Annotated in this window: 28 protein-coding genes and 1 pseudogene; 16 read left to right on the top strand and 13 right to left on the bottom strand. The window is 68.4% G+C overall.

The features are described 5' to 3' along the window. The first annotated feature begins 156 nt into the window (after window positions 1-156). On the top strand, window positions 157-1,029 hold the full coding sequence (gene fdhD / locus GH2_RS20510) for a formate dehydrogenase accessory sulfurtransferase FdhD (RefSeq protein ID WP_066172338.1): 873 nt from the start codon (window positions 157-159) through the stop codon (window positions 1,027-1,029). On the opposite strand, the gene GH2_RS20505 is transcribed toward fdhD, so the two are convergent. The 3 genes from GH2_RS20505 to GH2_RS20490 are packed head-to-tail and all read right to left on the bottom strand — an operon-like array spanning window position 1,013 to window position 3,670. Then, the gene (locus GH2_RS20505) at window positions 1,013-1,765 is read right to left on the bottom strand and encodes an amino acid ABC transporter ATP-binding protein (protein WP_066172335.1); all 753 of its coding nucleotides are present in this window, start codon (window positions 1,763-1,765) and stop codon (window positions 1,013-1,015) included. The two genes, fdhD and GH2_RS20505, sit on opposite strands and share 17 nt — an antisense overlap. Further along, window positions 1,762-3,219 carry an ABC transporter permease subunit gene (locus GH2_RS21480; RefSeq protein ID WP_084247670.1) on the bottom strand — a complete coding sequence of 486 codons (1,458 nt, stop codon included), beginning with the start codon at window positions 3,217-3,219 and terminating at the stop codon, window positions 1,762-1,764. Before GH2_RS21480 ends, GH2_RS20505 begins: the two co-directional genes overlap by 4 nt. Before the next feature lie 25 nt (window positions 3,220-3,244). Beyond that, window positions 3,245-3,670, bottom strand: coding sequence for an NUDIX hydrolase (locus tag GH2_RS20490; protein ID WP_066172333.1), 426 nt, complete (start codon window positions 3,668-3,670; stop codon window positions 3,245-3,247). A 58-nt stretch (window positions 3,671-3,728) separates the two neighbouring features. On the opposite strand from GH2_RS20490, the gene GH2_RS20485 reads away from it, so the two are divergent. Next, on the top strand, window positions 3,729-5,321 hold the full coding sequence (locus tag GH2_RS20485) for an ATP-dependent DNA ligase (protein WP_244885452.1): 1,593 nt from the start codon (window positions 3,729-3,731) through the stop codon (window positions 5,319-5,321). 39 nt (window positions 5,322-5,360) lie between these two features. Here the strand turns inward: GH2_RS20485 and GH2_RS20480 are convergent, their stop codons facing one another. Then, a complete protein-coding gene (locus tag GH2_RS20480; protein ID WP_239589191.1) occupies window positions 5,361-5,723 on the bottom strand; it encodes a hypothetical protein in 363 nt (120 codons plus the stop codon). Window positions 5,724-5,891: 168 nt separating this feature from the next. On the opposite strand from GH2_RS20480, the gene GH2_RS20475 reads away from it, so the two are divergent. Beyond that, the gene (locus tag GH2_RS20475; RefSeq protein ID WP_066172331.1) at window positions 5,892-6,245 is read left to right on the top strand and encodes a DMT family transporter; all 354 of its coding nucleotides are present in this window, start codon (window positions 5,892-5,894) and stop codon (window positions 6,243-6,245) included. Further along, the gene (locus tag GH2_RS20470) at window positions 6,242-6,556 is read left to right on the top strand and encodes a DMT family transporter (RefSeq protein ID WP_157086178.1); all 315 of its coding nucleotides are present in this window, start codon (window positions 6,242-6,244) and stop codon (window positions 6,554-6,556) included. The genes GH2_RS20475 and GH2_RS20470 overlap by 4 nt, the downstream gene beginning before the upstream one ends. 17 nt (window positions 6,557-6,573) lie before the next feature. Here the strand turns inward: GH2_RS20470 and GH2_RS20465 are convergent, their stop codons facing one another. Genes GH2_RS20465 through GH2_RS20450 form a run of 4 tightly spaced genes read right to left on the bottom strand, consistent with a single transcriptional unit; the run spans window position 6,574 to window position 9,158 of the window. Continuing rightward, window positions 6,574-7,005 carry a PaaI family thioesterase gene (locus GH2_RS20465; protein ID WP_157086177.1) on the bottom strand — a complete coding sequence of 144 codons (432 nt, stop codon included), beginning with the start codon at window positions 7,003-7,005 and terminating at the stop codon, window positions 6,574-6,576. A 42-nt stretch (window positions 7,006-7,047) separates the two neighbouring features. Beyond that, entirely contained in the window at window positions 7,048-7,827 is a 780-nt protein-coding gene (locus GH2_RS20460; protein ID WP_066172325.1) for a helix-turn-helix domain-containing protein, read from the bottom strand. A gap of 48 nt (window positions 7,828-7,875) precedes the next feature. Continuing rightward, a complete protein-coding gene (locus tag GH2_RS20455; RefSeq protein WP_066172323.1) occupies window positions 7,876-8,391 on the bottom strand; it encodes a hypothetical protein in 516 nt (171 codons plus the stop codon). A 26-nt stretch (window positions 8,392-8,417) separates the two neighbouring features. Beyond that, window positions 8,418-9,158, bottom strand: a complete 741-nt coding sequence (locus GH2_RS20450) for a uracil-DNA glycosylase (RefSeq protein ID WP_066172320.1) — start codon at window positions 9,156-9,158, stop codon at window positions 8,418-8,420. Window positions 9,159-9,253: 95 nt separating this feature from the next. On the opposite strand from GH2_RS20450, the gene GH2_RS20445 reads away from it, so the two are divergent. The 3 genes and pseudogenes from GH2_RS20445 to GH2_RS22235 all read left to right on the top strand — a co-directional run bounded on the left by GH2_RS20445 (window position 9,254) and on the right by GH2_RS22235 (window position 12,713). Continuing rightward, window positions 9,254-10,393 carry an alkaline phosphatase family protein gene (locus GH2_RS20445; RefSeq protein ID WP_066172317.1) on the top strand — a complete coding sequence of 380 codons (1,140 nt, stop codon included), beginning with the start codon at window positions 9,254-9,256 and terminating at the stop codon, window positions 10,391-10,393. A 60-nt stretch (window positions 10,394-10,453) separates the two neighbouring features. Then, a pseudogene (locus tag GH2_RS22290) lies at window positions 10,454-10,933 on the top strand (AAA family ATPase); the annotation flags it as partial. 352 nt (window positions 10,934-11,285) lie between these two features. Beyond that, a complete protein-coding gene (locus GH2_RS22235) occupies window positions 11,286-12,713 on the top strand; it encodes a helicase domain-containing protein (protein ID WP_369692258.1) in 1,428 nt (475 codons plus the stop codon). On the opposite strand, the gene GH2_RS20435 is transcribed toward GH2_RS22235, so the two are convergent. Continuing rightward, window positions 12,655-13,200: a hypothetical protein gene (locus GH2_RS20435; protein ID WP_066172315.1), complete on the bottom strand. Its 546-nt coding sequence runs from the start codon at window positions 13,198-13,200 to the stop codon at window positions 12,655-12,657. The two genes, GH2_RS22235 and GH2_RS20435, sit on opposite strands and share 59 nt — an antisense overlap. 107 nt (window positions 13,201-13,307) lie before the next feature. Here GH2_RS20435 and GH2_RS20430 point away from each other — a divergent pair, with 107 nt between their 5' ends. The 3 genes from GH2_RS20430 (at window position 13,308) to GH2_RS20420 (ending at window position 15,676) form a co-directional block, all read left to right on the top strand. After that, complete coding sequence (locus GH2_RS20430) at window positions 13,308-13,835, top strand: M15 family metallopeptidase (protein WP_239589197.1); 528 nt, start codon at window positions 13,308-13,310, stop codon at window positions 13,833-13,835. Between the two features lie 216 nt (window positions 13,836-14,051). Beyond that, on the top strand, window positions 14,052-14,654 hold the full coding sequence (locus tag GH2_RS20425; protein WP_239589198.1) for a hypothetical protein: 603 nt from the start codon (window positions 14,052-14,054) through the stop codon (window positions 14,652-14,654). Between the two features lie 26 nt (window positions 14,655-14,680). Next, complete coding sequence (locus tag GH2_RS20420) at window positions 14,681-15,676, top strand: glutathione S-transferase family protein (protein ID WP_066172309.1); 996 nt, start codon at window positions 14,681-14,683, stop codon at window positions 15,674-15,676. A 16-nt stretch (window positions 15,677-15,692) separates the two neighbouring features. Here the strand turns inward: GH2_RS20420 and GH2_RS20415 are convergent, their stop codons facing one another. Then, window positions 15,693-17,120: an MFS transporter gene (locus tag GH2_RS20415; protein WP_066172408.1), complete on the bottom strand. Its 1,428-nt coding sequence runs from the start codon at window positions 17,118-17,120 to the stop codon at window positions 15,693-15,695. A gap of 162 nt (window positions 17,121-17,282) precedes the next feature. Between GH2_RS20415 and GH2_RS20410 the strand changes: the two genes are divergently transcribed. Further along, window positions 17,283-17,723: a winged helix DNA-binding protein gene (locus GH2_RS20410; protein ID WP_066172405.1), complete on the top strand. Its 441-nt coding sequence runs from the start codon at window positions 17,283-17,285 to the stop codon at window positions 17,721-17,723. 40 nt (window positions 17,724-17,763) lie between these two features. Next, a complete protein-coding gene (locus GH2_RS20405) occupies window positions 17,764-18,618 on the top strand; it encodes an ABC transporter ATP-binding protein (protein ID WP_066172307.1) in 855 nt (284 codons plus the stop codon). Here the strand turns inward: GH2_RS20405 and GH2_RS20400 are convergent. Next, window positions 18,582-19,601, bottom strand: coding sequence for a zinc-dependent alcohol dehydrogenase family protein (locus GH2_RS20400; protein ID WP_066172304.1), 1,020 nt, complete (start codon window positions 19,599-19,601; stop codon window positions 18,582-18,584). The genes GH2_RS20405 and GH2_RS20400 overlap by 37 nt on opposite strands. 120 nt (window positions 19,602-19,721) lie before the next feature. Here GH2_RS20400 and GH2_RS20395 point away from each other — a divergent pair, with 120 nt between their 5' ends. The 4 genes from GH2_RS20395 (at window position 19,722) to GH2_RS20380 (ending at window position 25,381) form a co-directional block, all read left to right on the top strand. Then, window positions 19,722-21,023, top strand: coding sequence for an MFS transporter (locus tag GH2_RS20395; RefSeq protein WP_157086180.1), 1,302 nt, complete (start codon window positions 19,722-19,724; stop codon window positions 21,021-21,023). A gap of 63 nt (window positions 21,024-21,086) precedes the next feature. Next, window positions 21,087-23,501, top strand: a complete 2,415-nt coding sequence (locus tag GH2_RS20390; RefSeq protein ID WP_157086176.1) for a Tex family protein — start codon at window positions 21,087-21,089, stop codon at window positions 23,499-23,501. 69 nt (window positions 23,502-23,570) lie between these two features. Further along, window positions 23,571-24,965: an MFS transporter gene (locus GH2_RS20385; RefSeq protein ID WP_066172294.1), complete on the top strand. Its 1,395-nt coding sequence runs from the start codon at window positions 23,571-23,573 to the stop codon at window positions 24,963-24,965. 65 nt (window positions 24,966-25,030) lie between these two features. Beyond that, complete coding sequence (locus GH2_RS20380; RefSeq protein ID WP_066172288.1) at window positions 25,031-25,381, top strand: VOC family protein; 351 nt, start codon at window positions 25,031-25,033, stop codon at window positions 25,379-25,381. A gap of 28 nt (window positions 25,382-25,409) precedes the next feature. Here GH2_RS20380 and GH2_RS20375 read toward each other — a convergent pair whose 3' ends face one another. Both GH2_RS20375 and GH2_RS21475 read right to left on the bottom strand, forming a co-directional pair. Next, entirely contained in the window at window positions 25,410-25,706 is a 297-nt protein-coding gene (locus tag GH2_RS20375) for a DUF503 domain-containing protein (protein WP_066172286.1), read from the bottom strand. A 682-nt stretch (window positions 25,707-26,388) separates the two neighbouring features. Continuing rightward, window positions 26,389-26,673: transposase (locus tag GH2_RS21475; RefSeq protein ID WP_244885451.1), on the bottom strand; the 285-nt coding region annotated here is incomplete at its 5' end.

Genomic DNA, 26,673 nt, shown 5'->3' with positions numbered 1-26,673 from the left:
CCGTGCGAGCCGACCAATGACCAGCCGATACAACCGATCGCCGACCGCTGTCGGGGAAAGCCGACCGGAACACGAACGGAGGGGAGTGAGCGGTCACGAGGCGCTCTCGCTCCGCGGACGACCCGGACCTGGGACAGAACCTCTACCCTGGCGACTGTGGGACGGATAACAGCGCGATGGCCGGTGACGAAGGTGACGCTCGGGCGTGAGCCGAGCAGGCGTCCCGATACGCTCGCGGTTGAAGAGCCGCTGGAGATTCGCATCGCCGGGCAGTCGTACACGATCACCATGCGGACCCCGGGCAACGACGTCGAGCTCGCCGCCGGATTCCTGGTGTCGGAGGGCATCATCACGCGCGCCGAGCACCTCGCGGGCGCGATCCACTGCGGCGGACCCGGCAGTGGCGGTGACGAGAACACCTACAACGTGCTGGACCTGACCCTCGGCGTCGGCGTGCCGACACCGTCGCCGGCGCGGCGACGGAACTTCGTGACGACGTCGGCGTGCGGCGTTTGCGGTGCGACGAGCATCGACTCGGTCGAGTCGACGTCGTCGTTCGTCGTCGCCGACGACCCGATCACGGTCGACGTCGACGTGCTCACCAGCCTGCCCGACCGGCTCCGGTCAGGGCAGCGGGTCTTCGACAGCACGGGTGGACTCCACGCAGCAGCTCTGTTCGACGGCAGCAGCGGCGAACTACTGGTTCTGCGCGAGGACGTCGGTCGTCACAACGCCGTCGACAAGGTGATCGGGTGGGCGGCCAACCGCGATCGGCTGCCACTGCGCGGCACGGTGCTGCAGGTGTCGGGACGCGCGAGCTTCGAGCTGGTGCAGAAGGCGGTGATGGCGGGAATCCCCGTTCTCGCAGCGGTCTCCGCGCCGTCGTCGCTGGCAGCCGAACTCGCCGACCGCTCGGGGCTGACCCTGATCGGCTTCCTTCGTGGTGAGTCGATGAACGTGTACACCCGACCCGATCGAGTCATGGTGACTGCGGCCCTCATCGAAGGTCAGGTCACAGGGGGTCGGTGAGCCGCCGCAGGAATGCCGCCGTGCGGTCGTGCTGCGGATGGTCGATGACGTCGGCCGGCGCCCCGTGCTCGACGACCACGCCGCCGTCGATGAACAGCACTTGATCGGATACTTGGCGCGCGAACCCGATCTCGTGGGTCACCACGACCATCGTCCAGCCCTGGGCGGCGAGGTCGACGATGACGCGCAGAACGTCGCCGACCAACTCCGGGTCGAGCGCCGACGTGGGCTCGTCGAGGAGCAGCACCTTGGGATTCAGCGCGACCGCGCGCACGATCCCGACGCGCTGCTGCTGACCGCCGGACAGCTCGCTCGGGTAGGCGTCGCCGCGATCGGCGAGACCGACGCTGGCGAGAAGGGTGCGGGCGTCCTCGGTCGCGTCGCGGACCGGGCGCCGCTGCACGACCACAGGTCCCTCGATGATGTTCTCGAGGACGGTCTTGTGCGGAAACAGATTGTGACTCTGGAATACGAAGCCGCTCTGACTGCGGTACCGGGCGATGTCGGCCTTCGAATACGTGCCCGCGAAATCGATGGTCTCGTCGGCCACCCGGATCACTCCGGCGTCGGGCACGTCAAGCGCGTTGAGAGAGCGAAGCAGAGTCGTCTTCCCAGAACCGGACGGTCCGATCACCGCAGTCACTGAACCGGCGTCGACGCCGAAATCGATACCGTTGAGCACGGGCGTCGCCCCGAACGACTTACGCAGCCCGTCGACGCGGATGAGTTCGGTCATGCCTTGATGAACCTTCCCAATCGGAGTTCGAGTCTGCCCTGCAACGCGGACAGCACCAGGCACACCACCCAGTAGTAGACGGCAGCGGTCATGTACAGCGAGAAGAACTCGAACGTCGGCGCCGCCGCGATCTTCGCGGTCTGCAGAACTTCGACGACGAGGATCGTCGACGCGAGCGAGGTGTCTTTGACGAGGGAGATCAGCGTGTTGGACAGACCCGGAACCGCGATCCTCGCCGCCTGCGGGAGGATGATCCGCCGCATCGTCGTCGCATAGTCCATGCCGATGGTCTGGGCCGCCTCTCGCTGTCCCGCGGGCACCGACATGATGGCGCTGCGGATGATCTCGGCGGCGTACCCGCCGACGTTGAGGGAGAACGCGACGACGGCGGCAGGCAGCGGCGGGACCTTGACCCCGAGCTCCGGCAGCCCGTAGAAGATGATGAACAGCTGCACCAGCAGCGGCGTGCCGCGGATGATCGAGATGTAGACCCGCGCCAGCCGCGACAGGATCACGTTCTCCGCCATGCGGGCGAGAGCGACGAGCAGTGCGATCACCAGGCCGATGATGAAGCTCACCGCCGCGAGCGGGATGGTCGTGGTGACCATCGCCTTGGCCATCGGCCACAGGTTGTCGGCTATCAGCTCCCACCGGCTGCGCTGTTTCGGCTCGCTGGACTCGGCACCGCTGGCGTCGGTCTTCAGATACTTCTCGGAGATCTTGGTGAGCGTGCCGTCGGCCCGTAACACGTCGAGCGCGTCGTCGATCTTCGGGATCAGCGGACTGCCCTTGCGTGCGGCGAACGCCTGTTCGCTGGTCTCACCGGTCTTCGCTGCGATGTGCACCGACGTGTCGCCGGTCTCGGCCAGATAGGCGTAGACGGCGATGCTGTCGTTGACGGTGGCATCCACCCGACCTTGTTTGAGCAGGGTGATCGCCTCGGCGAAGCCGTCGACCGTCTGCACCCGCGCACCCGCCTGGCGCGCGACGTCGGTCCAGTTGCTGGTAGCCGTCTGAGCGGTGGTCTTCCCGCGAAGATCGTCGAGCGACGCGATCGACGAGTCGCCCACCCGGGTGACGACGACGCCTTCGCCGATCGCGTACGGCGAGGACATCGCGTACTTGCCCTCGCGTTCGGGCGTGATCGTGACCTGGTTCGCGACGACGTCGAAGCGCTCTGCGCCGAGTGCAGCGAACAGCGCGTCCCACGGCGCCTCGGTGAACTCGACGCGCATCCCCAGCTGGTCGGCGACGGCCTTCGCGACGTCGACGTCGTAGCCGGTCAACTCGTTGGTGGCGGGATCGTGAAAGCTGAACGGCGCGTACGTGCCCTCGGTGCCGACACGCAGGACCCCGCCGTCGTCGTCGCCGCTGCTCCCGCAGGCGGCCAATAACGCCGCGACGGTGGCGAGCAGCACCAGCAGCGGCGCCAAGGCCCGCAGTCGGGAAGTCATACAGCGAGTAAACCGTGTGCCGCGTCTAACCGGAAGGATCTGGCGCGCACGGACGCATTTCACCGATTCCCGCGCGAGCGAAGTGGTCGCGGAGCGTCGCGACCAACGGCAGGTTCGTCAGGTCGCCGGGCGCCACCCAGCGCGCGTCGTCGGCGTCGTCGCCGGCCCGCAGACTGCCGCCGATCACCGTCGCCGAGAAGTCGTGGATCTCGAAGGTATCGGAGCCGTCGTAAGGCACGGTGACGCACCACAACTCATCGCCGACGGCCACCTCGAAGCCGGTCTCCTCGAAGACCTCGCGCGCAGCGGCCTCGCGCAGAGTCTCGCCGACCTCGACATGTCCGCCGGGAACGGACCAGCGGCCCTTCTCCGGGTCGTGGCCCCGCTTGACCATCAGGATGCGCCCGGCGTCGTCGACGACGACCGCCCCGGCGGCCAGAACTGGATTCACACCACTACGTTAAGTCATCCACCAGACTCGTTCCGGTGCGCCGCTTAAGCTCGAAGTCGTGACCGGCGACCGGGAGGACGCGACGTCGTTGGCGTCCGTGGTGCATGCGGCGACCGACGTGGCATCGACCCGGTCGCGATCCGCCAAGACCAGCAGGCTCGCCGAGCTTCTCGCGACGCTCGCCCCCGACGAGGTGGTCCCGACGACAGGTCTGCTGCTGGGGCGGCCGGCACAGGGACGACTCGGCATCGGCTGGCGGACAGCTTTGGCGGCGAAGGATGATCCGGCGTCGTCGTCGAGCCTCACCGTGCTCGACGTGGACCGCGCCTTCACCGTGCTCGCCGAGGCGCATGGGCCTGGATCGACGACGCTGCGAGCGGCGACGCTGGCCGAGCTGATGCATCGTGCGACGGCAGACGAACAGGACTATCTGGTGCGGGTGCTGACCGGCGAGATGAGAACCGGTGCGCTGCAGGGAATCGTCACCGATGCCGCAGCCACTGCGTCCGCGGTGCCGCTCGCCACGGTTCGGCGAGCCGCGATGCTGTCCGGCGACCTCGGCACCACCATCAGGGCGGCACTGACCGGCGAGGACCTCACCGGGGTCGGGTTGAGGCCCGGCGTTCCGGTGTCGCCCATGCTCGCATCCACGGCCGCGACCCCTGCTGACGCCGTTGCCGCAGTCGGCGCCGCCTCGGTGGAGACCAAACTCGACGGCGCCCGCATCCAGGTGCACCGGGTGAACGGTCGGGTCGCGGTCTACACCCGCAGCCTCGCCGACATCACCGATCGGGTCCCGGAGATCGTCGACGCCGTGGCCGAGTTCTCCCACGGCAACCTCGTGCTCGACGGCGAGACCCTGGCCCTCGACGAGTCGGGCGCGGCGCGTCCGTTCCAGGAGACGATGAGCCGGTTCGGCTCCGACGCCGCCGAGGCCCGCGGAACCGCGTTGACGGCGTGGTTCTTCGACGTCCTGTGCGCCGACGGCGCGAGCCTCATCGACGAACCGCTGCGCGTGCGCCGACGGCTCCTCGCCGAGATCGTCGGCGATCGGATGATCCGCGGGATCGAAGTCGCCGGACCCGACGAGGCAGCACGAGCCACGCAGTTCTTCGACGACGCGGTGGCGGCAGGCAACGAAGGCGTCGTCGTCAAAGGACTCGAGTCCGACTACGCCGCCGGACGCCGCGGCAGTCATTGGATCAAAGTGAAGCCGGTGTACACCTACGACCTGGTGGTGCTGGCGGTGGAACGCGGTTCGGGGCGCCGGACCGGACAATGGTCCAATCTGCACCTGGGCGCCCGTGACCCGGAAGGGGAGTTCGGCGAGCCGGGCGGCTTCGTCATGGTGGGGAAGACCTTCAAAGGGCTGACCGACGAGATCCTGGCGTGGCAGACCCGGTACTTCCCGACGATCGCGCTGGACGACGGGACGGACGCGGAGGACGGCGCGCCCGCACACCATGTGCTGTGGGTCCGTCCCGAGACGGTGGTCGAGGTCGCGATCGACGGCGTCCAACGCTCTAGCCGATATCCGGGCGGAGTGGCATTGCGGTTCGCGCGTGTGCGCCGCTACCGGACTGACGTCGTTGCGAAGGCGGCCTCGGACGCCGACACGATCGGCGCATTGCGTGGCTTGCTGCGCGAGTAGCAGAGCGAGGCCGTAAGCCGCAGGGACCTGCCGACTGGCCTACGGCGTCAAGCGCACCGGGTAGACCACCGTTCGCGCGATGAGCCGCTCACGGTCGACCGTGAAGTCGCGGCGGCGCGGATCGCCGAGGTAGGCGTCGAGCGCATCCTGATCGGGCAGTCGGATGAACTGAGTCTCGTGCGGCGTTCCATCGAGTCCGGGGCCGATGGCGCGCGCGAGGATCTCGCCGCCGTGGTCGGGGAGGAACCCGAGCACCCGGTCCTCGTACTCGGCCATCGCGCCCTCGCTGTCCGGACGCGCCCATAACAGGCAGCACAGGTCGATCGGGGCTCGACCGTCTGGAACCCGTCCGCCGAGAGGATCGGCGCCCGGTTCGGTTGCGACGTGGTCGAAAGTAGTCATGGTGGCACCGTCCTTGGCAGTGAGCCGTCGCGAACCCTTGCCGGAAACCCCGAAATCAGGCAAGAGCTATGGTTTCCGACATAAGGTTAGACCAGCGCCCGGTCGGATATCCCGAATCTGCTCGCAGTCCATTCGGGTGGATGACCATGGCCGTGTTCAACTGGACCGGTGCGCAAATGGCTTCTTCTCAGTGGGGCGATCATCGCCGAAGTGACCGCCACCATGCTGTTGCGGGCGAGTATTGAGCACCCGGTCTGGACGGTAGGTGTCGTCATCGGGTACGTCGCGGCGTTCGCCCTGCTCGGCCTGACTCTGCGTCACGGCGTCGCGATCGGTGTCGCCTACGGCATCTGGGGTGCGGCGGGTGTCGCGCTGACCGCAGTTTTCGGCGCCGTGCTGTTCGACGAGGTGCTCAGCGCGCGGGCGATCGTCGGAGTCGGGGTGATCGTCGTGGGCGTGCTCGTGGTGGAGACCAGCGCGCGCCCGGTCAGTCCGGACGAGACGGTAGAGGTGGGTCGGTGAGCTACCTGTGGTTGGCGCTCGCCATCGTCGCCGAGATCGCGGGCACACTGAGCCTCCGGGCGTCGGACGGTTTCCGACGGCGTCGGTGGCTGGTACCGGTGGTGCTCGCGTACGTGGTGTCGTTCGGGTTCCTCGCGCTTGCGCTGGCCACGGGGATGCCGGTCGCCGCGGCGTATGCGGTGTGGTCGGCGATCGGAATCGTCCTGGTGGCCTTGCTGGCTCGCGCGATCTGGCGAGACCCGCTGACGGCGCGCATGATGATCGGAATCGCCATCATCACCGTCGGCGTGGTCTTGGTGGAGCTCGGCTGAGCCGCACGCCGCACCGTTCACGGACTGCGGAAGAAGCGGCTGGTCGCGACCCCCGTCGCGATGAGCGCACCGCTCACGTCGCGGACCGAGATGTCGCTCAACGTGGCGCTGCGCGTGCGGCTCACGACCTGTGCCGTCGCCGTCAGATCGGTGGTGCCCGGGAGCAGATAGTGGATGGTGAGATCGCTGGTCGCGCCGCCGGTGACGTCCGCGTTGTCGGCCAGCCCGGATGCCGAGGCCGCAGCGGCGACGGTGTCGATGAGGGTCGCGATGACGCCGCCGTGGAGCACACCCGGCACCGTGATCGACTCATCCGTATAGGGCAGCCCCATCGTCACCGACTCGGGCGTGGCCGAGACGAGCGTCAAACCCAGTGTGCGGGCGACGGGACTGGTGAGCAGCACCCGGTGGATCCACCTGTCGGCGATGGTCGAGAGAGTTGCGGTCATGAGGATCTCCTTGTCGAAACGGGTGAGCGGGGTCACTCGCGATCAGCGTGCGAGGAACGCCGTGCGAGTCGCCTCGTCAGCGGGGTAGAACGACTCGACGCGCAGTTCGTCGACCGTGACGTCGAGCGCCGATTCGACGGCAGTGAGCACGCTGAACAGACGCAGCTCACCAGCCGGTGTCGCCAGCCGCATCGGCACGACGACGTCGGTTCGGTCCGGGACGCCGACATCGTCGCCCGGATACGCGGCGGCTTCGTCGGCGAGGGCCGCGAGCCGCGGGTCGGCGAGCCGATCGGCACGACTGCGAACCTGACCGATCAGATGGCGACGCCACTGCCCGAGGTTGACGATCTGCGGCGCCAGCCCGTCGGGATGCAAGGCCAGCCGTACCGCATTGATCGGCGGCTCCAGCAGATGCGGTGCGCACCCGGACAGCAGCGCGGCGACGGGTGCGTTGTAATCGACGACGTCCCACCAGCGGTCGAGAAGCAGTGCCGGGAACGGAGTCTGTGCCTCGAGCAACGACTGCAGCGCGGCGCTGACCGCGAACAGTTCGGGCGACGAGAGGTCCCCGGTGCCGTACGCCGGTGCGAATCCGCCGGCGAGGAGCAGCTGATTGCGCTCACGTAACGGCACGTCGAGGTGATCGGCGAGCCGATCGATCATGTCGCGCGTGGGGTGTGACCGTCCGTTCTCGACCCAGCTCAGATGCCGTGTGGACACGCCGGCACCATCGGCGAGCTGCATCTGACTGAGTTGGCGATGATGCCGCCACCGGCGCAGTCGATCGCCGACGCCCGGCGTGGTCGAGACAGTGGTCATGCCGCTGACGCTAGTCGCGGGGCAGCGCCCAGACCATGACCTCCGAGGTCATGATCGACGGGCGGCCGCGGGCGCACGGCCGCGCGCCCAGACCTCACGCACCGCGACGCCGATCAGGACGATGCCTGCGGCGAGAGCCGGTCGGAGCCAGACGCCGTCCCACACGCCGCCGTAGCGCGCGGCGCTGCCGACGGCCACGATCGCGCCGCCGACGACCGGTGCGACGACCGTCAGGATGCCCGGCACCCACCGGCGGCACAGGACGGCCTCGACGAGCGCGGCGCCGACCGTGACGACGAAGGCGATCAGTGATGCCGTTGCCAGGATGTTCAGGTCGACGAAGCCGGGCGACGCGAGTGGCGAGTAGGCGGTCCAACCGTGGTCTCCCCTGGTGAGCGGAAGGTAGTCGGCGTAGCGGCGGGGCATGCCGCCCGTCGCCGGGTTTTCGGGCAGGATGCGCGTGACGACGAAGATCCACCAGCACACGTGCCCGAGCGCGCGGACGCCGCGCAGGCGTGACGAGACGACGAATGGCGGCGACTGCGCCGATGATTCCGATGGCATGACGACGTCCCCCGTCCGTGGTCGGATCACAGCATAGCGATCGCCTTGGCTTCACCGAGGACCGCTTGGAGCATCGGCGGCGTCAAACGCCCGGTGAACGTGTTCTGCTGACTGACGTGGAAGCAGCCAAGAATGGTCAGCACTCGGCCGTCGGGGTGCTTGACCGTGACCTTTGCACCGTGCCCGAACGTCGGGCGCGGGCGCGGAATGTTCCACCCGCCGTCGGTCAGCGACGACATCAACGCCTGCCACCCGAACCCGCCGAGGACGACGGCGACGCGCACCGTGTCGGCGAGCAGTTCGAGCTCGCGGTTCAAGTACGGCGCGCACGTCCTCCGTTCGGCGGGGGTCGGCTTGTTGGCCGGCGGTGCGCAGTGGACCGGCGAGGTGATTCGCGTGCCGATCAGTGCGAGTCCGTCGTCGGCTGAGACGGCGTGCGGCTGATTGGCCAGACCGACGGCGTGCATGGCCGCGAACAGGAAGTCGCCGCTGCGGTCGCCGGTGAACATGCGGCCGGTCCGGTTCGCGCCGTGCGCGGCCGGAGCGAGTCCGACCACGAGAATGCCGGCGTCGTCGGGACCGAACCCGGGAATGGCCTTCCCCCAATAGGTCTCGTCGCGGAACGAGGCGCGTTTGGTCCGGGCGACCTCCTCCCGCCAGGCGACCAGACGCGGGCAGGCACGACATCCGGTCACCAACCGGTCCAGTTCGGCGATAGTGCGAGCGCGCGGCGCCCGTGCGGGAGCGGATTCAGCGCGCGAGGTCATGGCCCCAACGTAGTCCGGTGCTTCGACGGACGGGAACGATGCCGCGCAGTGCACCTGCTCCGGCATGGTGCGCCCACTCCCGGCATAGTGAGGTCATGAGGTTCACACTTGCCGATGTCCTGCCCAATGTCGCGCTGGCGTTCGGCGGTGACGCCGACAATCCGCTCGGCGTCCGACCGGCACGCGATGTCGTGGTGCTGCTGATCGACGGACTCGGCGCCGAACTGCTCGCCCGTCATGCGCACGTCGCGCCGACCCTGGCCGCGCACGTCCAGACCAAGCTCCGCGCAGGCTTCCCGGCGACCACCGCGACCAGCATCACCAGCCTGGCCGTCGGCGCGCCGTGCGCCACCCACGGCATCATCGGCTACAGCTTCGCCGTACCGACGTCCGACGGCACCGAGAACTTCAACGCTCTGCGATGGCGGACGCGTGATGCGGACGGTCCAGACGCGCGGACGATGATCGTTCCGGAGGAGTTCCAACCCACGACGAGCACCGTCGCGCACCTGGCGTCGACCGGAATCGACATCCACTTCGTCGTCCCGGGCTATCAGATGAGATCGGGATTGACCCGCGCCGCCTTCGGCGTGCCCGGAGCCTTGCACGACGCGCCGCACCTGGACGATGTTCGTGACGGGATCCTGTCCGTCGCCGCGCACCCAGACACCGCGCGCCGATTCGCGTACGCGTACTACCCGCAGCTCGACGCGGCCGGACACGTGCACGGCCCGGAGTCTGCGGAGTGGTTGCGCGTCCTCGCCGACATCGACGCGATGGTCGCCGAGCTGCTGACCGACCTTCCCGCCACGTGCACGCTGCTGATCACGGGCGACCACGGCATGATCACCGTCGGCGACGCCGTGGACCTGGACGCCGACCCCCGACTCCAGCAGAACGTGCGACTGATCTCCGGGGAGGCGCGGGTGCGGCACGTGTACGCCGACAGCACCGATGCCGTCGCCGACGTCGCGGCCGTCTGGACGACGGTGCTCGCCGACCACGCGCAGGTGGTGACCCGCGAGCAGGCGCTCGACGAACACTGGTTCGGAGCCACACCGCCGATCGAGACGATCGCCGCGCGGATCGGTGACGTGATGGCGGTGGCACAGGGGACCAGTGTTCTGGTGCGACCCGAGCGTGAACCGATGGAATCGTCGCTGGCCGGCCACCACGGCGCGTGGACCGACGATGAGCAACTGGTGCCGTTGATTTCTGCTCCCACTTCAGGATAACGCGACACCCGGGGCTTGCGGCAAGGCCCCGACCGGCAGGCACAATGGTCGCCTCGCGCCATGAATCCGCAGGTGACAGCCTGGGTTCGGGCGCGAGGGATCGTCCTCGCCCACCGCACCGGAGTTGACTTGCGCACTGCCGTCTTCGCACTTCCCGACCATCTCACCGACAAGGCCCGCCCGAACCTCATCGCCGCCGACACGGCGCATCTGGCCCGCGTTCACGCCCGGATCGCCGAGCAGATCGCCACGGCCCGTGCCCGACTCGACGCCGAGCGCCGATCGAGCGATGTGCGCGTGGAGGCCGGAGTCGTGCGCGATCACGAGATCCGGCGCCTGTCCGCGCAGATCCGGAGGCTCTCGCGCAGCGGCGCCGACGTCTGCCTCGGCCGCGTCGTCCGTGCGGACGGCATCGTCACCTACATCGGACGGATGGGGCTCGCCGACGCCGACGGAGGCGACCTGTTGATCGACTGGCGTACCGAGGCAGCGGCGCCGTTCTTCGCGGCGACGCTGGCCGACCCGATGGGGGTGGCGAGCCGTCGCCATTACCGGTGGTCGCGCGAGGCGATCGTCGACTACTGGGACGAGGTCTTGCACCCAGACGTGCTGCCGGAGGACGTGGCGCTCGACAGTCAGTCGGGATTCATCGCGAGTCTGGGAGCGACGCGCTCGCCGAAGATGTCGTCGGTCCTCGGCACGCTCGCGGCGGATCAGGATGCGGCGATCCGCGCATCGTCGGACGGACCGCTGGTCGTCGACGGTGGACCCGGGACCGGCAAGACCGTCGTCGCACTGCACCGCGCAGCGTATCTGCTGTACGCCGATCCGCGACTGGGCGGCGACCGCGGTCAGATCTTGGTCGTCGGACCGCATCGCAGCTACCTGACGTATGTCAGCGATGTGCTGCCGAGCCTGGGGGAGGAGGGCGTCGCCACCTGTACGCTGGCCGATCTGGTTCCCGGAGCAGCGGGAGTTCGCGGCGGAAACGAACGCCGACGTCGCCGAATTGAAGTCGTCGGCGGGGATGGTCGCGGCGATCGACGCCGCGGTCGGCTTCTACGAGCAGCCGCCGACCGAGACGATCGACGTCGAGACCGCCTGGGGCGAGGTGGAGGTGACGGGCGACGACTGGGCCGACGTGTTCAGCGCAGTCGGCGGTCGCACCGTGCACAACGAGGCTCGCGACGAACTCTGGGATGCCTTGGCGGACGTTCTCACTGTCAAGATTCAGACGACGACGGGCGCCGACGTCGCCGCGGAACGGGTCCGGGCCGAGGTGGGCGCCGACCCCGAACTGAAGGCTGCGATCGGTCGAGCCTGGCCGCTGCTGGACCCCACCGAGACCGTCGCCGATCTGTGGGCGGTCCCCGCCTACCTGCGCCTCTGCGCGCCCTGGCTCACCGCGGAGCAGGCCGCCCTGTTGCGGCGCCCCGAAGGGACGGCGTTCACGACCGCGGACCTGCCGCTCCTCGACACCGCGCGGCGACGGCTCGGCGATCCCGAAGCGGCACGACAGCGGCAGCGCCGTCTCGTCGAGATCGGCGAGCAGCGTCGGGTGCGCGCCCGCGTGGTCGACGAACTGATCGCCGGCGACGACGGCGAGGGCCTCGTGACCATGCTGCGCAGCGAGGACATCGACGGAGTCCTCGTCGACGAGACGGGCATGGCCGCGTCCGACGCCGATCCGCTGGCCGGGCCGTTCGCGCACATCGTCGTCGACGAGGCGCAGGACCTCACCGACGCGCAGTGGCAGATGCTCCTGGCACGGTGCCCGTCGCGGAGCTTCACGATCGTCGGTGACCGCGCGCAGGCGCGCAGCGGGTTCCCGGAGACCTGGGAGGAACGGTTGCAGCGCGTCGGCGTGGGAGCCCTACGGCGCACCACCCTGACGGTGAACTACCGCACGCCCATCGAAGTGATGGAGGTCGCGCGACCGGGGATCCTCGAGGCGCTGCCGGGCGTGGCGGTTCCGGAATCGATTCGCGCAACAGGCGTTCCGGTGTCGTTCCGCGCGATGTCAGATCAGGCCGCCGTCCTCGCCGACTGGGCCGAGGCGAATGAGGAGGGCACCGCGTGCGTGATCGGCGCCCCGCAGTTCCCGGGCGATCACCGTGTCGCCTCGCTGTCGCCGAGCGCTGCCAAAGGACTGGAGTTCGACCTGGTGGTCCTGGTGGATCCGGCGCAGTTCGGTGCCGACGTCGCCGGCGCCGTCGACCGGTACGTCGCGATGACGCGGACCACGTCGCAACTGGTGGTGCTCAGCCCAGATAGCGGTGGACCCAGCCGATCGATCGGATCTCGCCGACCCGGCCGGTGAGCGTGGCGATGGCCTTCCAGTTCGTCTGCGATTTACCGCGGAGTAACGGCACAGCCAGGCCGACGGGCAGCCCATGGCTGTTCGGCTGTTCGGCGACGAGGAACGACGACGGCAGACGGTCGCCGAGGAAGGCGTAGCGGGCGCTACCGCGTTTGCCGTCCGTCGGGCGGTAGAGGCGTTTCATGATCATGGTGCGATATCGCGAGCCCGGCTCCGGGATGTACTGCACCCGCTCGTACACCTGGACACCCATGGTGAACAGCGCACTGTACGGCGCGCTCGCCACCTGATGCGCAGTGACACCGGGAATACCGGGCGCCGCCGTCGCGGGTGCCGCGACACCGACGTACGCCACGGCGACCGCGATGGCGGCGGCGAGACCGGCGACCGAACGGCCGACCCGGCGTCGTGTCGACGATGGTTCGAGCCGAGCAGACTCCGACGTGTTCGGTGTGTCGATGCGTTCGCTGCTCAGCGTGACGGTCATCAGTCCACGGTGTCATCCGGGCGATTCGAAGGCAAGAGATCCGGGGGCGGTCGGCGGATCACGATGGCCGCGCATCGCGGTCGCGCGCGTAGTAGCGTCTATCCGTGATGCGAACCTGGATGTGGAACCGTTCCCGTGCGGCGCGGCTGCTGTCCGCTGCCGCCGCTGTGCTGATGGTGGCCGGCCTGTGTGCACCGCAGGCCGCGGCCGCACCCGACACCGCCCGCCAGCACGTCCTCGGCGTGCCGTTGGCGCCCGGGACCGCCGGGCTGACACCGCAGTTGGGGATCGCGTACACCCTCGCCCATCGAGCCGCGCAGGCGGCGGGAGTGCCGATGTACGTGAACTCCGGCAAGCGGTCGCGGGCCGAGCAGGCACGCCTGTGGCGGGACGGCATCGGGACGTACGGCAGTCCGGAGGCCGCGCGGCGGTGGGTGCTCCCGCCCGGGGAGTCGACACACGTCACCGGTGAGGCCATCGACGTGGGGCCGCGCGCCGGTGCAGCGTGGCTGCAGCGGAACGGCATCCGATGGGGCCTGTGTCGAACTTTCGACAACGAGTGGTGGCACTTCGAGCTCGTCGCCGTGCCGGGCACGCAGTGCCCGCGCAGGCTCCCCGACGCCAGCCATCGCTGACCGGACGCCGTTCGACGAGAATCGAGATCGTTTCCCCGACTACGAAGTTCGGGCCCGATAGGTAAGGATGGACCCGTGTCGGAGAACGAGAACCCGGAGAGCGCAGCCGAGCAGGCCGGGCCCAACCCGCAACCCTTGGACCCCGCCGACGAGGTCGACGACCAGGCGGAACTGAACGACGCCGAGGTCGCCGAGGTCGTCGAGGCCGTCGGATCCATGCAGGCGGCGATCGTCGACGACGCCGAGCCCGCCGACCAGGGCGAGCCGGTCTACATGTCGTACGAGGAGTTCGGCCGGAGCTTCTTCGAGATCGCTGTCACCGAGGAACGCATCGGCACCGCGTTCACCGCGATCGCGGGGGAGGAGTTCGAGGTCGGGCCCATCGCCTCCGGACCGGGCGGCATGGTCAAGGTGCACGCGAAAGTTCGCGTCGAAGACCCGGAGATCACCCGTGACGTCGGGAAGCTGATCACCTTCGTCGTGAAGCTGCCCCTGCACATCGCGCTGTCGGTGGACCTCAAAGTGGACCGGATCCGCTACGACGTCGACGGACTCGTCACCCTGCCGATGACCGTCCGTTGCGCCGCGCCGCTGCAACTGCGGATCGAGGTGGACCCGCCCCGACCCCGCGACGTGTTCGTCGACGTGAACTCGCGGAACATGCGCGGCGAGATCATCCGCAACCTCGCACAGGTGGACGACGAGATCCGTCGGGTCATCGCGCGGTTCGTCGAGACCGAGATCGACAAGCCGGAAGTGAGCAAAGCGCGGTTGATCGACGTCGATGTGGAATTGGGGCGTGCATTCGAAGGGCTGTGATCGCCGAAGGGTGACATCCTGGAGCCATGACGGACAACGGGACACAGCAGCAGGCCGCCTACGTGGTGCCGAACCAGTCGTTCGAGCGCGACACCAAGTACATCGAGACACGCATCACCGCAGACGGAGCCGACGGCTATCCGGTGGAACCGGGTCGGTACCGCCTCGTGGTGTCGTACGCGTGCCCGTGGGCCAACCGCACGATCATCGTGCGCAGGCTGCTCGGTTTGGAGGACGCGATCTCACTCGGCGTGTGCGGACCCACCCACGACAAGCGGTCGTGGACGTTCGACCTCGATCCCGGAGGGCTGGACCCGGTGCTGAAGATCCCGCGGATCCAGGACGCCTATTTCGCGCGCTTCCCGGACTACCCGAAGGGGATCACCGTGCCTGCGATCGTCGACGTGCCGTCGGGGGCGGTCGTCACCAACGACTTTCCGCAGATCACCATCGACTTCTCACTGGAATGGACCGAGTTCCACCGGCCGGGCGCGCCGCAGCTCTATCCCGAGGATCTGCGCAGTGAGATCGACGAGGTGAACGCCGTCGTCTACCGGGACGTGAACAACGGGGTCTACCGGTGCGGTTTCGCCGGCTCGCAGGCGTCGTACGACGCCGCCTACGATCAGCTGTTCGCGCGCCTCGACTGGCTGAGCGAACGACTCGCGAACCAGCGCTATCTGGTCGGCGACACGATCACCGAAGCGGACGTCCGGTTGTTCACGACCCTCGCCCGATTCGACCCCGTCTACCACGGTCACTTCAAATGCAACCGGGAGAAGCTCTCGGAGATGCCCGTCCTGTGGGCGTACGCGCGGGACCTGTTCCAGACTCCCGGCTTCGGTGACAGCACCAACTTCGACCACATCAAATCGCACTATTACGAGGTGCACCGCGACGTGAACCCGTCGGGCATCGTGCCGAAGGGCCCCGACCTCGCCAATTGGCAGACGCCGCACGGTCGGGAATCCCTCGGGGGTCGTCCGTTCGGGAACGGGACGGCGCCGGATCCGATCGGCTGAGCACCGCAGGGGAGCGTCAGGCGACTGCCTCTTCCGGCATCGCCGCCTTCTCGCGCGGGATGAGCATCGTGATGCCCACGCCGACGAAGGCGGCGACTGCACCGATCAGGAAGCACCACTTGAACGCGCTGTGCGTCGGGATGGCGTGTCCGCCGAGGGACACGGTCGACGCCGCCAGGACCACGGCCATCACCGCCGACGAGAGCGTGGTGCCGACGGCGCGCATGAGCCCGTTGAGGCCGACCGCAGCACCGGCCTCGGTGAGTGGCACGGCACCCATGACCAGGGTCGGCATGGCGGCGTAGCCGATGCCGACGCCTGCTGACGCGATGATCGAGGCGACGGCGAGCTGCCACGGTGCATTCATCAGGAAGAAGGCCGTCAGGTAACCGATGCCCAGGACGGAGGCGCCGATCGCCAGGGTCAGCTTGGCGCCGAGTCTGTTGATCAACATGCCAGAGATCGGTGCGAACAGCATCATCATGATTCCGCCCGGCGCCATCCAGAGACCGGTCTGCAGAATCGACTGGCCGAATCCGCCTGCGGCCGCGGGGACCTCGAGCATCATCGGGACCACGATCGCCTGGGCCATCATGCCGAAGCCGACCGCGACGGCGGCGATGTTCGTCAACAGTACCGTCGGTTTCGCGGAACTGCGCAGGTCGATCAGCGGGTCGCCGTGGCGGAGCTCGAACCAGGCCCACGCGACCAGGACGACGATGCCGACGACGAAGAAGCCGAGGGTGGTGCCCGACGTCCAGCCCCAGTCCTTGCCCTTCGAGATGGCGATCAACGCGCTGCACAGACCCACTGCGAGGCCGATCGCCCCGACCACGTCGAGCCGTCCACCCGCTTGATCGGGGACGTGTGGGACCACGACGATGACGAGAACGGTGATGAGTGCAGCCAGGCCTGCGGAAGCCCAGAACAAGGCGTGCCAGTCCCAGGTCTGGGCGATCCAGGCGGACAGCGGGAGCCCGATGGCCCCGCCGACGCCCAGCGTGGCGCTCATCGCGGCCACCGCCATCGACGTCAGATGCGGTGGAGTCACCTCCCGCATCAGGCTGATGCCGACGGGGATGAAGCCCATGGCGAGCCCCTGGACCGTGCGGCCCACCAGCATGGGGATCAGCGTGTCGCCGACGGCGCAGATCAGCGAACCAGCCACCAGCAGGAGCGAGCTGGCGAGAATCACCCGCTGCTTGCCGTACATGTCGCCGAGACGCCCGGCGATCGGCATGGCGACCGCGCCGCCGAGCAGGGTCGCAGTGATGACCCAGGAGGCGTTCGAGATCGACGTGTTCAGCAGCCGGGGGAGCTCCGGCTGGATCGGGATGATCAGCGTCTGCATCAGCGACGCGACGAGGCCGCCGAGGCAGAGGGTGACGACGGTGGCGAGTGCGGCGCCGGGCACACCCGGTTTCGGCTGCGCGCTCGGCGGCATCGCGTCGACGGCGGCGGCCGGATCGGTGGGGCGAGTCATGACGAGCCCTTCATCATCGGTGGTGTCAGGAGAATCGATCAGAATATGTAACCTACATATGCACTGTGCATATCCTCAACTCGAAATCCGAACTGCGGCGAATGCCGGAACGGGGTGACATCGGTGGAGAACGGCGACGAGATCTGGCCCTCCGCGGTCCATCGCGACGTGGTGGAGGAACTGCTGCGTCTGCGTCGGCGACGCCATGTTCTCGACCCGGAGGCGGTCTTGGATTCGTCGGCGTTCCAGATTCTGTGGTTGCTGTCGGACGGTCGTGCGCGCACCCTGCGTGAGTTGAGCGTGGATCTGGATCTGGAGCAGTCGACCGTCAATCGCCAGGTCAACGCCGCACTGCGACGGGGCTACCTCGAGCGCTTCCAGGTTTCCGGCTGCGTCAGCTGGATGCATCGGCCCACCAGCGTCGGCCTCGAGGCGTTCAGGCATGACGGACGGCGTCGCGCCGACCGGCTCAACCGCGTGTTCGCCGATCTGGCACCCGGCGACCCGGAGGCCCTGCTGACCCAACTCCGAGCCTTCAACGACGCTTACGAGCGCCAGGACTAGGGTGACGACGACACCTGGACGGACTCGAGGAGGCACACGCATGACCGATCCCACCGCACCGCAGCAGGAGGATGTGCTTCGCCTGGAGGGCGTCACCTTCCGCCGCAACGGGCGACAGATTCTGCACGGCATCGACCTCACCGTGCGCGCAGGCGAGCACTGGGCGCTGCTGGGTCGCAACGGGGCGGGGAAGACCACGATCGTCGGCTTCTGCGCCGCGCAGACCCACCCGACGTCCGGGACGGTCGATGTGCTGGGACAGCGGCTGGGGCGGGTGGACATGGCGGTGCTCCGCAAGCACATCGGTCACGTGAACCCGCGGCACCGACTGCAGACCGATCTGACCGTCACCGAGGTGGTGCTGACCGGCGTCACCGGAACCATCGACCTGCCGATGCGCTGGGCGCCGACGGAGGATCAACGTGCACGGGCGGCGGCGCTGATCGACGACATCGGCATGACCCCGCGGGCGGACTCCGGCTGGCACACCCTCTCACAGGGCGAGCGGGGCCGGGCGCTGATCGCTCGCGCGCTCATCGCCGCGCCGGACCTCCTGCTGCTCGACGAGCCGACGACCGGACTCGACGTGGCGGCTCGTGAGCAACTGCTGGAGACCGTCGACGCGTTGGCCGTCACGGCACCGTCCGTCGCGTCGGTGCTGGTGACGCACCACCTGGAGGAATTGCCGGAGTCGACGAGCCACGCGCTCGTGATCCGCGACGGGACGGTGGTCGCGGCCGGACCGGCGGCCGCCACCATCACCTCGGACGTGATCACACAGGCCTTCGACCACCCGATCGACGTCGGGTACGACGGTCATCGATGGAGTGCGCGCGCCGTCCGCGGCGATCGCCGGGGTCAGACGGTCAGCAGCACCTTGATCGCTTCGCGCTGATCCATCGCGCGGTAGGCGTCGGCCGCCTGCTCCAACGGGATCCGCATGTCGAAGACCTTGCCGGGATCGATCATGCGGTTTGCGATGCGGTCCATCAGATCGGGGAGGAAGCGGCGCACCGGTGCGGGTCCGCCGTGCAGGTGCACCGCGGAGTAGAAGAGCTTGTTGCCGGGCAACTCGACGTCGTGCGAGACGCCGACGAAGCCGACGTGCCCACCTGCGCGGGTGGATCGGACGGCCTGCATCATCGACTCCTGGGTGCCCACCGCCTCGATGACCGAGTGCGCGCCCAGCCCACCGGTCATCTCGCGGATCGCCGCCACCCCCTCGTCGCCGCGCTCGGCGACGATGTCGGTGGCGCCGAACTCGCGGGCGAGTGCCTGCCGGTCGGCGTGACGGCTCATCGCGATGATCCGCTCGGCGCCCATCTGCTGGGCGGCGAGCACGCCCAACAGTCCCACCGCGCCGTCGCCGACCACGGCCACCGTCTTGCCGGGACGCACCTGCGCGGCGTCGGCGGCGAACCACCCGGTCCCGAGGACGTCGGAGGCGGCGAGGTACGAGGGAATCAAGTCCTCGGCAGGTGGTTCGGGCGTCGCGACGAGCGTGCCGTCGGCCCACGGGATCCGGGCGTACTCGGCCTGGGTGCCGACGCCGCCCATGCCCACCACGTGCACGCAGCGCGACTGGTACCCGGCCTTGCAGATCTCGCACGTGTTGTCCGACGCCATGAACGAACCGACGACGAAGTCGCCGACCTTCACCGTCCGGACGTCGGCGCCGACCTCCTGGACGTATCCGACGTACTCGTGGCCCATGGGCGCGTTGTCGACGTCGTTGGCGCCTCGGTACGGCCACAGGTCTGATCCGCAGACACAGGTCGCGGCGATGCGAATGATCGCGTCGGTCGGCTTCTCGATGGTCGGGTCGGGCCGGTCTTGGACGCTGACGTTTCCGGGTGAATGCATGATGACTCCGCGCATGCGATTCAGCCTATGTGTTGCTGGCCTCCGGTGTCGGCGACCCGAGGAGCCGGTACGGAATATTCAGCGCTGATCGGGTGTTGAACTTACTTGTCGGCACGAGGAGGAGATTTGGCAGCGTTGCGTGGATCATCGACCTTCGCTTCGCTCTCCGTACCCAACTTCCGCACCTATGTCAGCGGAGCCCTCGTCTCCAACATCGGCACGTGGGTTCAGCGCGTCGCGCAGGACTGGCTGGTGCTGCAGTTGTCCGGCGGGTCGGCCATGGCGGTCGGCATCACCACGGCGCTGCAATTCGCGCCCGCGCTGTTCCTCTCGCCCTTCGGCGGACTCCTCGCCGATCGCTTCGACAAGCGGCGACTGCTCATGGTCACCCAGAGCTGGATGGCGATCAGTTCCCTGATCCTCGGTTTCCTCGCCGTGACCGGCGTGGCTCAGACCTGGCATGTGTACGTGTTCGCCGTCGTCTTCGGGATGGGGACGGCGATCGACGCGCCCGCCCGCCAGGCCTTCGTCTCGGAGATGGTCGGGACCGAACGGTTGACCAACGCGATCGGACTCAACAGCTCCGCGTTCAATACCGCGCGACTGATCGGCCCCGGCGTCGCGGGCCTCATCATTGCGGCGTTCGGCAGCGGTTGGGCGATCCTGACCAACGGTGTCAGCTACGTCGCCTTCCTGGTGGCGTTGCTTGCGCTCAACGAGAAGAAGCTGGTCAAGACCGAGCCGCTGCCGCGCGCCAAGGGCCAGGTCCGCGAAGGCATCCGGTACGTCGCCGGTCGCGCCGAACTGCTCATCGCACTCGGCGTCGCGTTCGCCGTCGGTACGTTCGGGCTCAACTTTCAGATGACCAATGCGCTGATGGTGCGCAACGAGTTCCACCTCGACGCGCAGATGTACGGCCTGCTCGGCACCGTGTCGGGCGTGGGATCGCTGCTCGGTGCGTTGCTGGCCGCGCGACGGAAGTCCGCGCCCGGACTCCGATTCGTCGTCACGGCGGCCCTGGTCTTCGCCGTGTTCAACGTGCTGTCCGGTCTCGCACCGACGCCGCTGACGTACGGACTGGCGCTGCCGCTGGTGGGACTGTCGGCGCTCCTGTCGTTGACGGCCGCGAACATGTACGTCCAGATGAACGTCGATCCGCAGGTCCGTGGACGCGTGATGGCCCTGTACATGACGATGCTGATGGGCGGCACCCCGATCGGCGCCCCGCTGCTCGGCGTGTTCGCCGAGTGGTTCGGACCCCGCGCCTCGCTGGTCGGCGGCGGCGTGCTGCAGGTGGCGGTGATCGCCGTCGTGCTGGCCTGGGTGGTCGCACGAGTCCAGCGCGGACGGTCGGAGGGGATCGGGGGAGTGTCACCCGACGGCAGGCTCGGCAGATTCGCCAAGATTCCCGCCGCAGGCGACGCGTCGATGTCGTGAGCGGTCGCCCGTCAGCCCGGTCGGTGCGACACCCGACTCGCCCTCTTCGGTAGCCTGCATGCGGTGACCAACTCTGTGCCCGTGAAGTCCGTGAACGCTCGAATCGCCACGGAGCTGTCCGTCGGTGAAGGCCAGGTGGCCGCCGCGGTGAAACTGCTCGACGAGGGCTCCACCGTCCCGTTCATCGCCCGCTACCGCAAGGAGGCGACCGGCAGCCTCGACGACGCTCAGCTGCGTCTGCTCGACGAGCGCCTGCGCTACTTGCGCGAGTTGGACGAGCGGCGTGCCGCCGTCATCGCCTCGATCGAGGAGCAGGGCAAGCTGACCGACGAGCTTCGGGCGTCGTTGCTCGCCGCCGAGACCAAATCGCGCGTCGAGGACATCTACCTGCCGTACAAGAAGAAGCGCCGCACCAAGGCGCAGATCGCCCGGGAGGCCGGCCTGGAGCCGCTCGCCGACGCGCTGCTCGCGGACCCGTCGCTGACTCCGGCCGAGGCCGCGGCGGCCTACCTGAGCGACGACGTGGCCGATGCGGCGGCCGCGCTCGACGGCGCCCGCCACATCCTCATCGAGCGAGCATCCGAGGACGCGGAACTCGTCGGTGCGGTCCGGGAGAAGTTCTGGGCCGACGGCACCGTGCGCACGCAGGTCCGGGCCGGTGCGGAGGCCACGCCCGCGGCGCAGAAGTTCCGCGACTACTTCGAGTTCTCCGAGCCGCTCGAGCAGATGCCGTCGCACCGCGTCCTGGCCGTGCTCCGCGGCGAGAAGGAGGAGGCGCTGAGCCTGGCCTTCGACGGCGGCGAGGACGAGGTCTATCAGGCGATGGTCGCGGCGACCCTCGGCGTCGACCTCGCCGATCCGGGGGCCGCCACCGAATGGTTGGCAGGCACGGTGCGGTGGGCGTGGCGGACCAAGCTGATGATCACCGCGACCATCGACGCGCGCATGAAGTTGCGGGCGCGCGCCGAGGACGACGCCGTCGCCGTCTTCGCCACCAATCTCAAAGATCTGCTGCTCGCCGCTCCGGCGGGCACCCGCGCGACCCTGGGGCTCGATCCCGGCTACCGCACCGGCGTTAAGGTGGCGGTCATCGACGCCACGGGCAAGGTGCTCGATCACTGCGCGATCTTCCCGCACAAGCCCCAGCAGCAGTGGGACCAGTCCAAGGCGACGCTCGCCGCGTTGATCGCCCGGCACGGTGTGGAATTGATCGCGATCGGCAACGGCACCGCCTCGCGGGAGACTGATCAGCTCGCCGCCGAACTCGTGTCGGACATCGCGAAATCGGGGGCCGCCGCACCGGTGAAGGCCGTCGTCTCCGAAGCAGGGGCGTCGGTGTACTCGGCATCGGAATACGCGTCGCAGGAACTCCCGGACCTCGACGTCTCGATCCGCGGCGCGGTCTCCATCGCTCGCCGCCTGCAGGACCCGCTCGCCGAGTTGGTGAAGATCGACCCCAAGTCGATCGGCGTGGGCCAATACCAGCACGACGTCTCGGCCACCAACCTCGCCCGCAGTCTGGACGCGGTGGTCGAGGACGCGGTGAACGCGGTCGGCGTGGACCTCAACACCGCGTCGGCCCCGCTGCTGTCACGCGTCTCGGGAGTGACGGCGACGCTGGCCACCGCGATCGTCGCGCACCGCGACCGAGTCGGCGCGTTCCAGAGCCGATCCGGGCTCCTCGATGTGCCGCGCCTGGGACCGAAGGCGTTCGAGCAGTGCGCAGGCTTCCTCCGGATCCGTGACGGCGCGGACCCGCTCGACGCCTCGGGCGTGCACCCCGAGTCGTACCCCGTCGTCCGGCGGATCCTCGACCGCAGCGGACGCGAACTCACCGAGCTCATCGGTGACACGCGGACCCTGCGGACCCTGAAGCCCGCCGAGTTCGCCGACGAGCAGTTCGGTGTTCCCACCGTCACCGACATCATCGGCGAGTTGGAGAAGCCCGGGCGCGACCCACGCCCCGCCTTCGCGACCGCGACGTTCGCCAGCGGCGTCGAGAAGGTCTCCGACCTGAAGCCCGGCATGGTGTTGGAGGGCGTGGTCACCAATGTCGCGGCGTTCGGCGCCTTCATCGACGTCGGCGTCCACCAGGACGGCCTGGTCCACGTCTCGGCGATGGCCGACCGGTACGTCTCCGATCCGCACGAGGTGGTGCGGTCCGGGCAGGTGGTCAAGGTCAAGGTGATGGAGGTCGACGTCGATCGCCAGCGCATCGGGCTGTCGTTGCGACTGAACGACGATCCCGAGCGGGGCAAAGCGCAGGGCGGCGGCCAGCGCGGCGCGGGCGCCCGCGGCGGAGGCGGTCAGGGGCGCGGAAACCAGGGCGGAAACCGCCGCGACAATCAGGGCGGAAACCAGGGCGGCAAGAACCGCACGGGCAACCGCGGCGGCGCCAACCGCGGCAAGCAGCGCGACGAGAAGCCCGCGAGCGGGTCGATGGCGCAGGCGCTACGCGACGCGGGATTCGGTCGCTGACCCGACGGACGCGTCGATGCGCTGATAAATCGGTTGGTCGGACGTTCGGATGACTCCTACCCTGGGAGCATGCCTGACCTGCCGGTGAACGTCGACGGTGCCGAGCGCCCGGATGCCGGGGACGCCGACGCCGGGGACGCCATCGTGTTCGCGCGACCGGCGCACGCACGGCACCGCACGTTCGCGGCGATTCTCGCCAACACCGCCGTCGCGAATCTGACGACCAGTTACCTGTTCTTCGCGCTCACCTTCTGGGTGTACCTCGAAACCAGGAACGTGATCGCGACGGGCGTGATCGGCGGTGGCTACATGCTGACGATCGCGGTGTGCAGCATGGCATTCGGCACCTTCGTCGATCGGTATCGCAAGCTCACAGTGATGCGGGCGTCGGCGGCGACGACGACCGTCGCGTTCGTCGTCGCCGGCGTGTTGTTCGCGGTCGCGGGCGACGAGATGGCGTCGTTGGCCTCGCCCTGGCTGTGGCTGTTCGCCGCCGTCGTTCTCGCCGGAGCGGTGATCGAGGTCTTGCGCGACGTCGCCCTCTCGACCACGGTCACGATCCTGATCCACCCGGACCGTCGCGCCAACGCGAACGGGTACGTCGGCGCGGTGCAGGGACTGACGTTCATCGTCACCAGCGTGTTCTCCGGGCTGTCGATCGGCTTCCTCGGCATGGAGTTGACCATCGTCTGCGCCGTCGTCCTCACCGCGATCGGCTGGGTGCACCTGCTGACGATCCGGATGCCGGAGGAACACACCGTCGCCGAGAGCGACGCGCACGGAGCGTTCGACGTCCGCGGCGCCTGGGTCGCCGTCATCGCGGTGCCCGGTCTCATCGCCCTCATCCTGTTCTCGATGTTCAACAACTTCACCGGCGGCGTCTACATGGCGCTGCTCGACCCGTACGGCCTGGAGTTGTTCTCCGTCCAGATGTGGGGTGTGGTCTTCGCCTTCGGCGCCACCGGCTTCCTGGCCGGCGGCGCCCTGATCGGCCGCGTCGGGTTGGGGACGAATCCGATCCGCACCATGCTGTTCGGCGTGATCGCGCTCGGCCTGATCTGTTCGCTCTTCGCGGTCCGCGAATCGGCGTGGCTGGCGATCGCCGGCGTCTGGTTGTTCATGCTGACGATGCCCGCAGTGGAGGCGGCGGAGCAGACAGTGATCCAGCGGGTGGTCCCGCTGCCGCAGCAGGGACGCGTGTTCGGCTTCGCCGGTGCACTGGAGGCGGCAGCCGCGCCGCTCACCGCGTTCGTCGTGGCCCCGCTGGCCGAGCAGTTCGTGATTCCGTGGGCGCGGTCGAACGAGGGGGCGGCGGCCCTGGCTCCCTGGCTTGGCCACGGCGATTCCCGCGGCATCGCGCTGATCTTCGCGATCACCGGCGTCGTGACGATCCTGATCGCCGTCATCGCCTTCCGAACGTCGGTCTATCGGCGGATGTCCGCGTCGTACCAGACTGCGGAATGAACTGCCGCGGAGTGCAACTGTGCGACGCCCGGCCCGGAACAGGGACAGCGAATAGGCTCGAACGCATGACCCTGAGCATCGGCATGATCACGACCGACACCCTCGACGCCCGACGACTCGGCACCTGGTGGGCGGACGCACTCGGTGGCACCGTCGTCGAAGAGAACGACGGCTGGTTCGTCGTCGTGGCGCTCGGCGAGGGACGACCGCTGTTGGCGTTCCAGAAGGTCGACGACCCGACGTCGGGGAAGAACCGCCTCCATCTGGATCTGCAAGCCGACGACCGGACGGCGGCCGTCGCCGATCTGGTCGCCGCAGGCGCCACTGTGATCGAGGAACGATCCATGGGCGACGGGTTCGTCTGGACCACGCTCGCCGATCCCGACGGCAACGAGTTCTGCGTCGCGACTCACTGACGGTTCGGCTCCGGGGCGTCGAACGCCCCTACAGATCGTCGGTCTGGACCAGGCGTCGACGGGCGGACAGCAGTTCCACCTCGGGACGAGCAGCCGTCAATCGCTCGACCGCGTCGAGGATCTCGGTGACGTGTGCGGCGTCGCCGCTGACCACTCCGACGCCGATCACACTGCGGCGATGCAGGTCACGGTGATCCACTTCGGCGACCGAGACGTCGAACCGTCGGCGGATCTCGGCGATGATCGGGCGAATCACGGAGCGTTTGCCCTTGAGGGAGTGCACGTCGCCGAGAAGAATGTCGAATTCCAGAGAACCAATCCACATGAGAACGTCGACTCTACGCATTCGCGGGATCGGCGCAACCGAATTCCGCGTGGGGACGAGAGCCTGGCGCGGGCAAGAGTTGCGCGCAGTGTCGGAAGACCCTGCGACCCAGCGGAACTCGCGACGGTCTCGATCCACCGCCGACTCGCTCCGCTCGCCGGCGGCATTCGACCAGCGTGGGGCAGGCTCTGATGGCGCTTCAGGAAAAGGGCGGAAACCCGCTCGACTGACACTCGCCAGTACGGCCAACGATCGAGGCCGATCGAGGTGCCGCTCCCACGCTGATCGAGTGCCGCCCGCGAGCGCAGCGAGCCGGCGGCGTATCGAGATCACGGCAACTAACGCTGGCACCCACCCGATTCAGCCCCGTGCCGACCCGTGCACAGCAAAAACTGTCACGCACCACTTCCCGGCGAGCCGCACCATTTGTGGTTCCCGCACTCGGTCGCGACCAAGTGCGCGAGCGAGACGTGGTGCGGCTCGACGCGAACTGGTGCGTCGATGCCTCCCTGGCCCCGTTGACACCGATCCCTGTCCCCGCGCCACGGCGGCGGTCGAAGAGCGAGAGCCGTCGGCGAAGCCCTGAGATCACCGCACGATGGCAGCGCGAAGCCTCGTGGTCCCAACCGAAACTCGCGACGGACGCTCCTATGTTTGTCAAGAGGCCGGATTTGTGGGGGTTCTATGCGGCTTGAGCTGGGGTTTCTGGTGTGGTGAGGGCGGTTTTCTCGGGCTGGCTTAAGTGCTGGTTGAGGAGTCGGTAGAGCTGTCGGGTGAGATAGCGTTTGAGGCAGCGGCGGATCTCGCGGGGAGTTTTTCCTTCGGCGGTGCGGCGTTCGATGTAGGCGCGGGTGGCGGGGTCGTGACGTGCTCGGCTTAAGACGATGGTGTGCAGGGCCCAGTTGAGTTGGCGGTTGCCGGAGCGGTTGAGGCGGTAACGGTTGACGGTTTGGCCGCTGTTGGCGGT

It is taken from the genome of Gordonia hydrophobica NBRC 16057 (assembly GCF_001592365.1).
Taxonomy (GTDB): Bacteria; Actinomycetota; Actinomycetes; order Mycobacteriales; family Mycobacteriaceae; genus Gordonia; species Gordonia hydrophobica.
This window is presented reverse-complemented; position numbering and strand designations above follow the sequence as displayed.

Excerpts from the sequence above, each read along its gene's own strand:
- GH2_RS20420 (WP_066172309.1), top strand. The coding sequence starts at position 14,681 with ATGACGGACAACGGGACACAGCAGCAGGCCGCCTACGTGGTGCCGAAC.
- GH2_RS20505 (WP_066172335.1), bottom strand. The coding sequence starts at position 1,765 with ATGACCGAACTCATCCGCGTCGACGGGCTGCGTAAGTCGTTCGGGGCG.
- GH2_RS20385 (WP_066172294.1), top strand. The coding sequence starts at position 23,571 with ATGCCTGACCTGCCGGTGAACGTCGACGGTGCCGAGCGCCCGGATGCC.
- GH2_RS20435 (WP_066172315.1), bottom strand. The coding sequence starts at position 13,200 with ATGACCGTCACGCTGAGCAGCGAACGCATCGACACACCGAACACGTCG.
- GH2_RS20400 (WP_066172304.1), bottom strand. The coding sequence starts at position 19,601 with ATGCGCGGAGTCATCATGCATTCACCCGGAAACGTCAGCGTCCAAGAC.
- GH2_RS20455 (WP_066172323.1), bottom strand. The coding sequence starts at position 8,391 with ATGCCATCGGAATCATCGGCGCAGTCGCCGCCATTCGTCGTCTCGTCA.
- GH2_RS20415 (WP_066172408.1), bottom strand. The coding sequence starts at position 17,120 with ATGCCGCCGAGCGCGCAGCCGAAACCGGGTGTGCCCGGCGCCGCACTC.
- GH2_RS20430 (WP_239589197.1), top strand. The coding sequence starts at position 13,308 with ATGCGAACCTGGATGTGGAACCGTTCCCGTGCGGCGCGGCTGCTGTCC.
- GH2_RS22235 (WP_369692258.1), top strand. The coding sequence starts at position 11,286 with ATGTCAGCGATGTGCTGCCGAGCCTGGGGGAGGAGGGCGTCGCCACCT.
- GH2_RS20425 (WP_239589198.1), top strand. The coding sequence starts at position 14,052 with ATGCAGGCGGCGATCGTCGACGACGCCGAGCCCGCCGACCAGGGCGAG.
- GH2_RS20380 (WP_066172288.1), top strand. The coding sequence starts at position 25,031 with ATGACCCTGAGCATCGGCATGATCACGACCGACACCCTCGACGCCCGA.
- GH2_RS20480 (WP_239589191.1), bottom strand. The coding sequence starts at position 5,723 with ATGACTACTTTCGACCACGTCGCAACCGAACCGGGCGCCGATCCTCTC.
- GH2_RS20460 (WP_066172325.1), bottom strand. The coding sequence starts at position 7,827 with ATGACCACTGTCTCGACCACGCCGGGCGTCGGCGATCGACTGCGCCGG.
- GH2_RS21480 (WP_084247670.1), bottom strand. The coding sequence starts at position 3,219 with ATGACTTCCCGACTGCGGGCCTTGGCGCCGCTGCTGGTGCTGCTCGCC.
- GH2_RS20375 (WP_066172286.1), bottom strand. The coding sequence starts at position 25,706 with ATGTGGATTGGTTCTCTGGAATTCGACATTCTTCTCGGCGACGTGCAC.
- GH2_RS20465 (WP_157086177.1), bottom strand. The coding sequence starts at position 7,005 with ATGACCGCAACTCTCTCGACCATCGCCGACAGGTGGATCCACCGGGTG.
- GH2_RS20450 (WP_066172320.1), bottom strand. The coding sequence starts at position 9,158 with ATGACCTCGCGCGCTGAATCCGCTCCCGCACGGGCGCCGCGCGCTCGC.
- GH2_RS20445 (WP_066172317.1), top strand. The coding sequence starts at position 9,254 with ATGAGGTTCACACTTGCCGATGTCCTGCCCAATGTCGCGCTGGCGTTC.
- GH2_RS20405 (WP_066172307.1), top strand. The coding sequence starts at position 17,764 with ATGACCGATCCCACCGCACCGCAGCAGGAGGATGTGCTTCGCCTGGAG.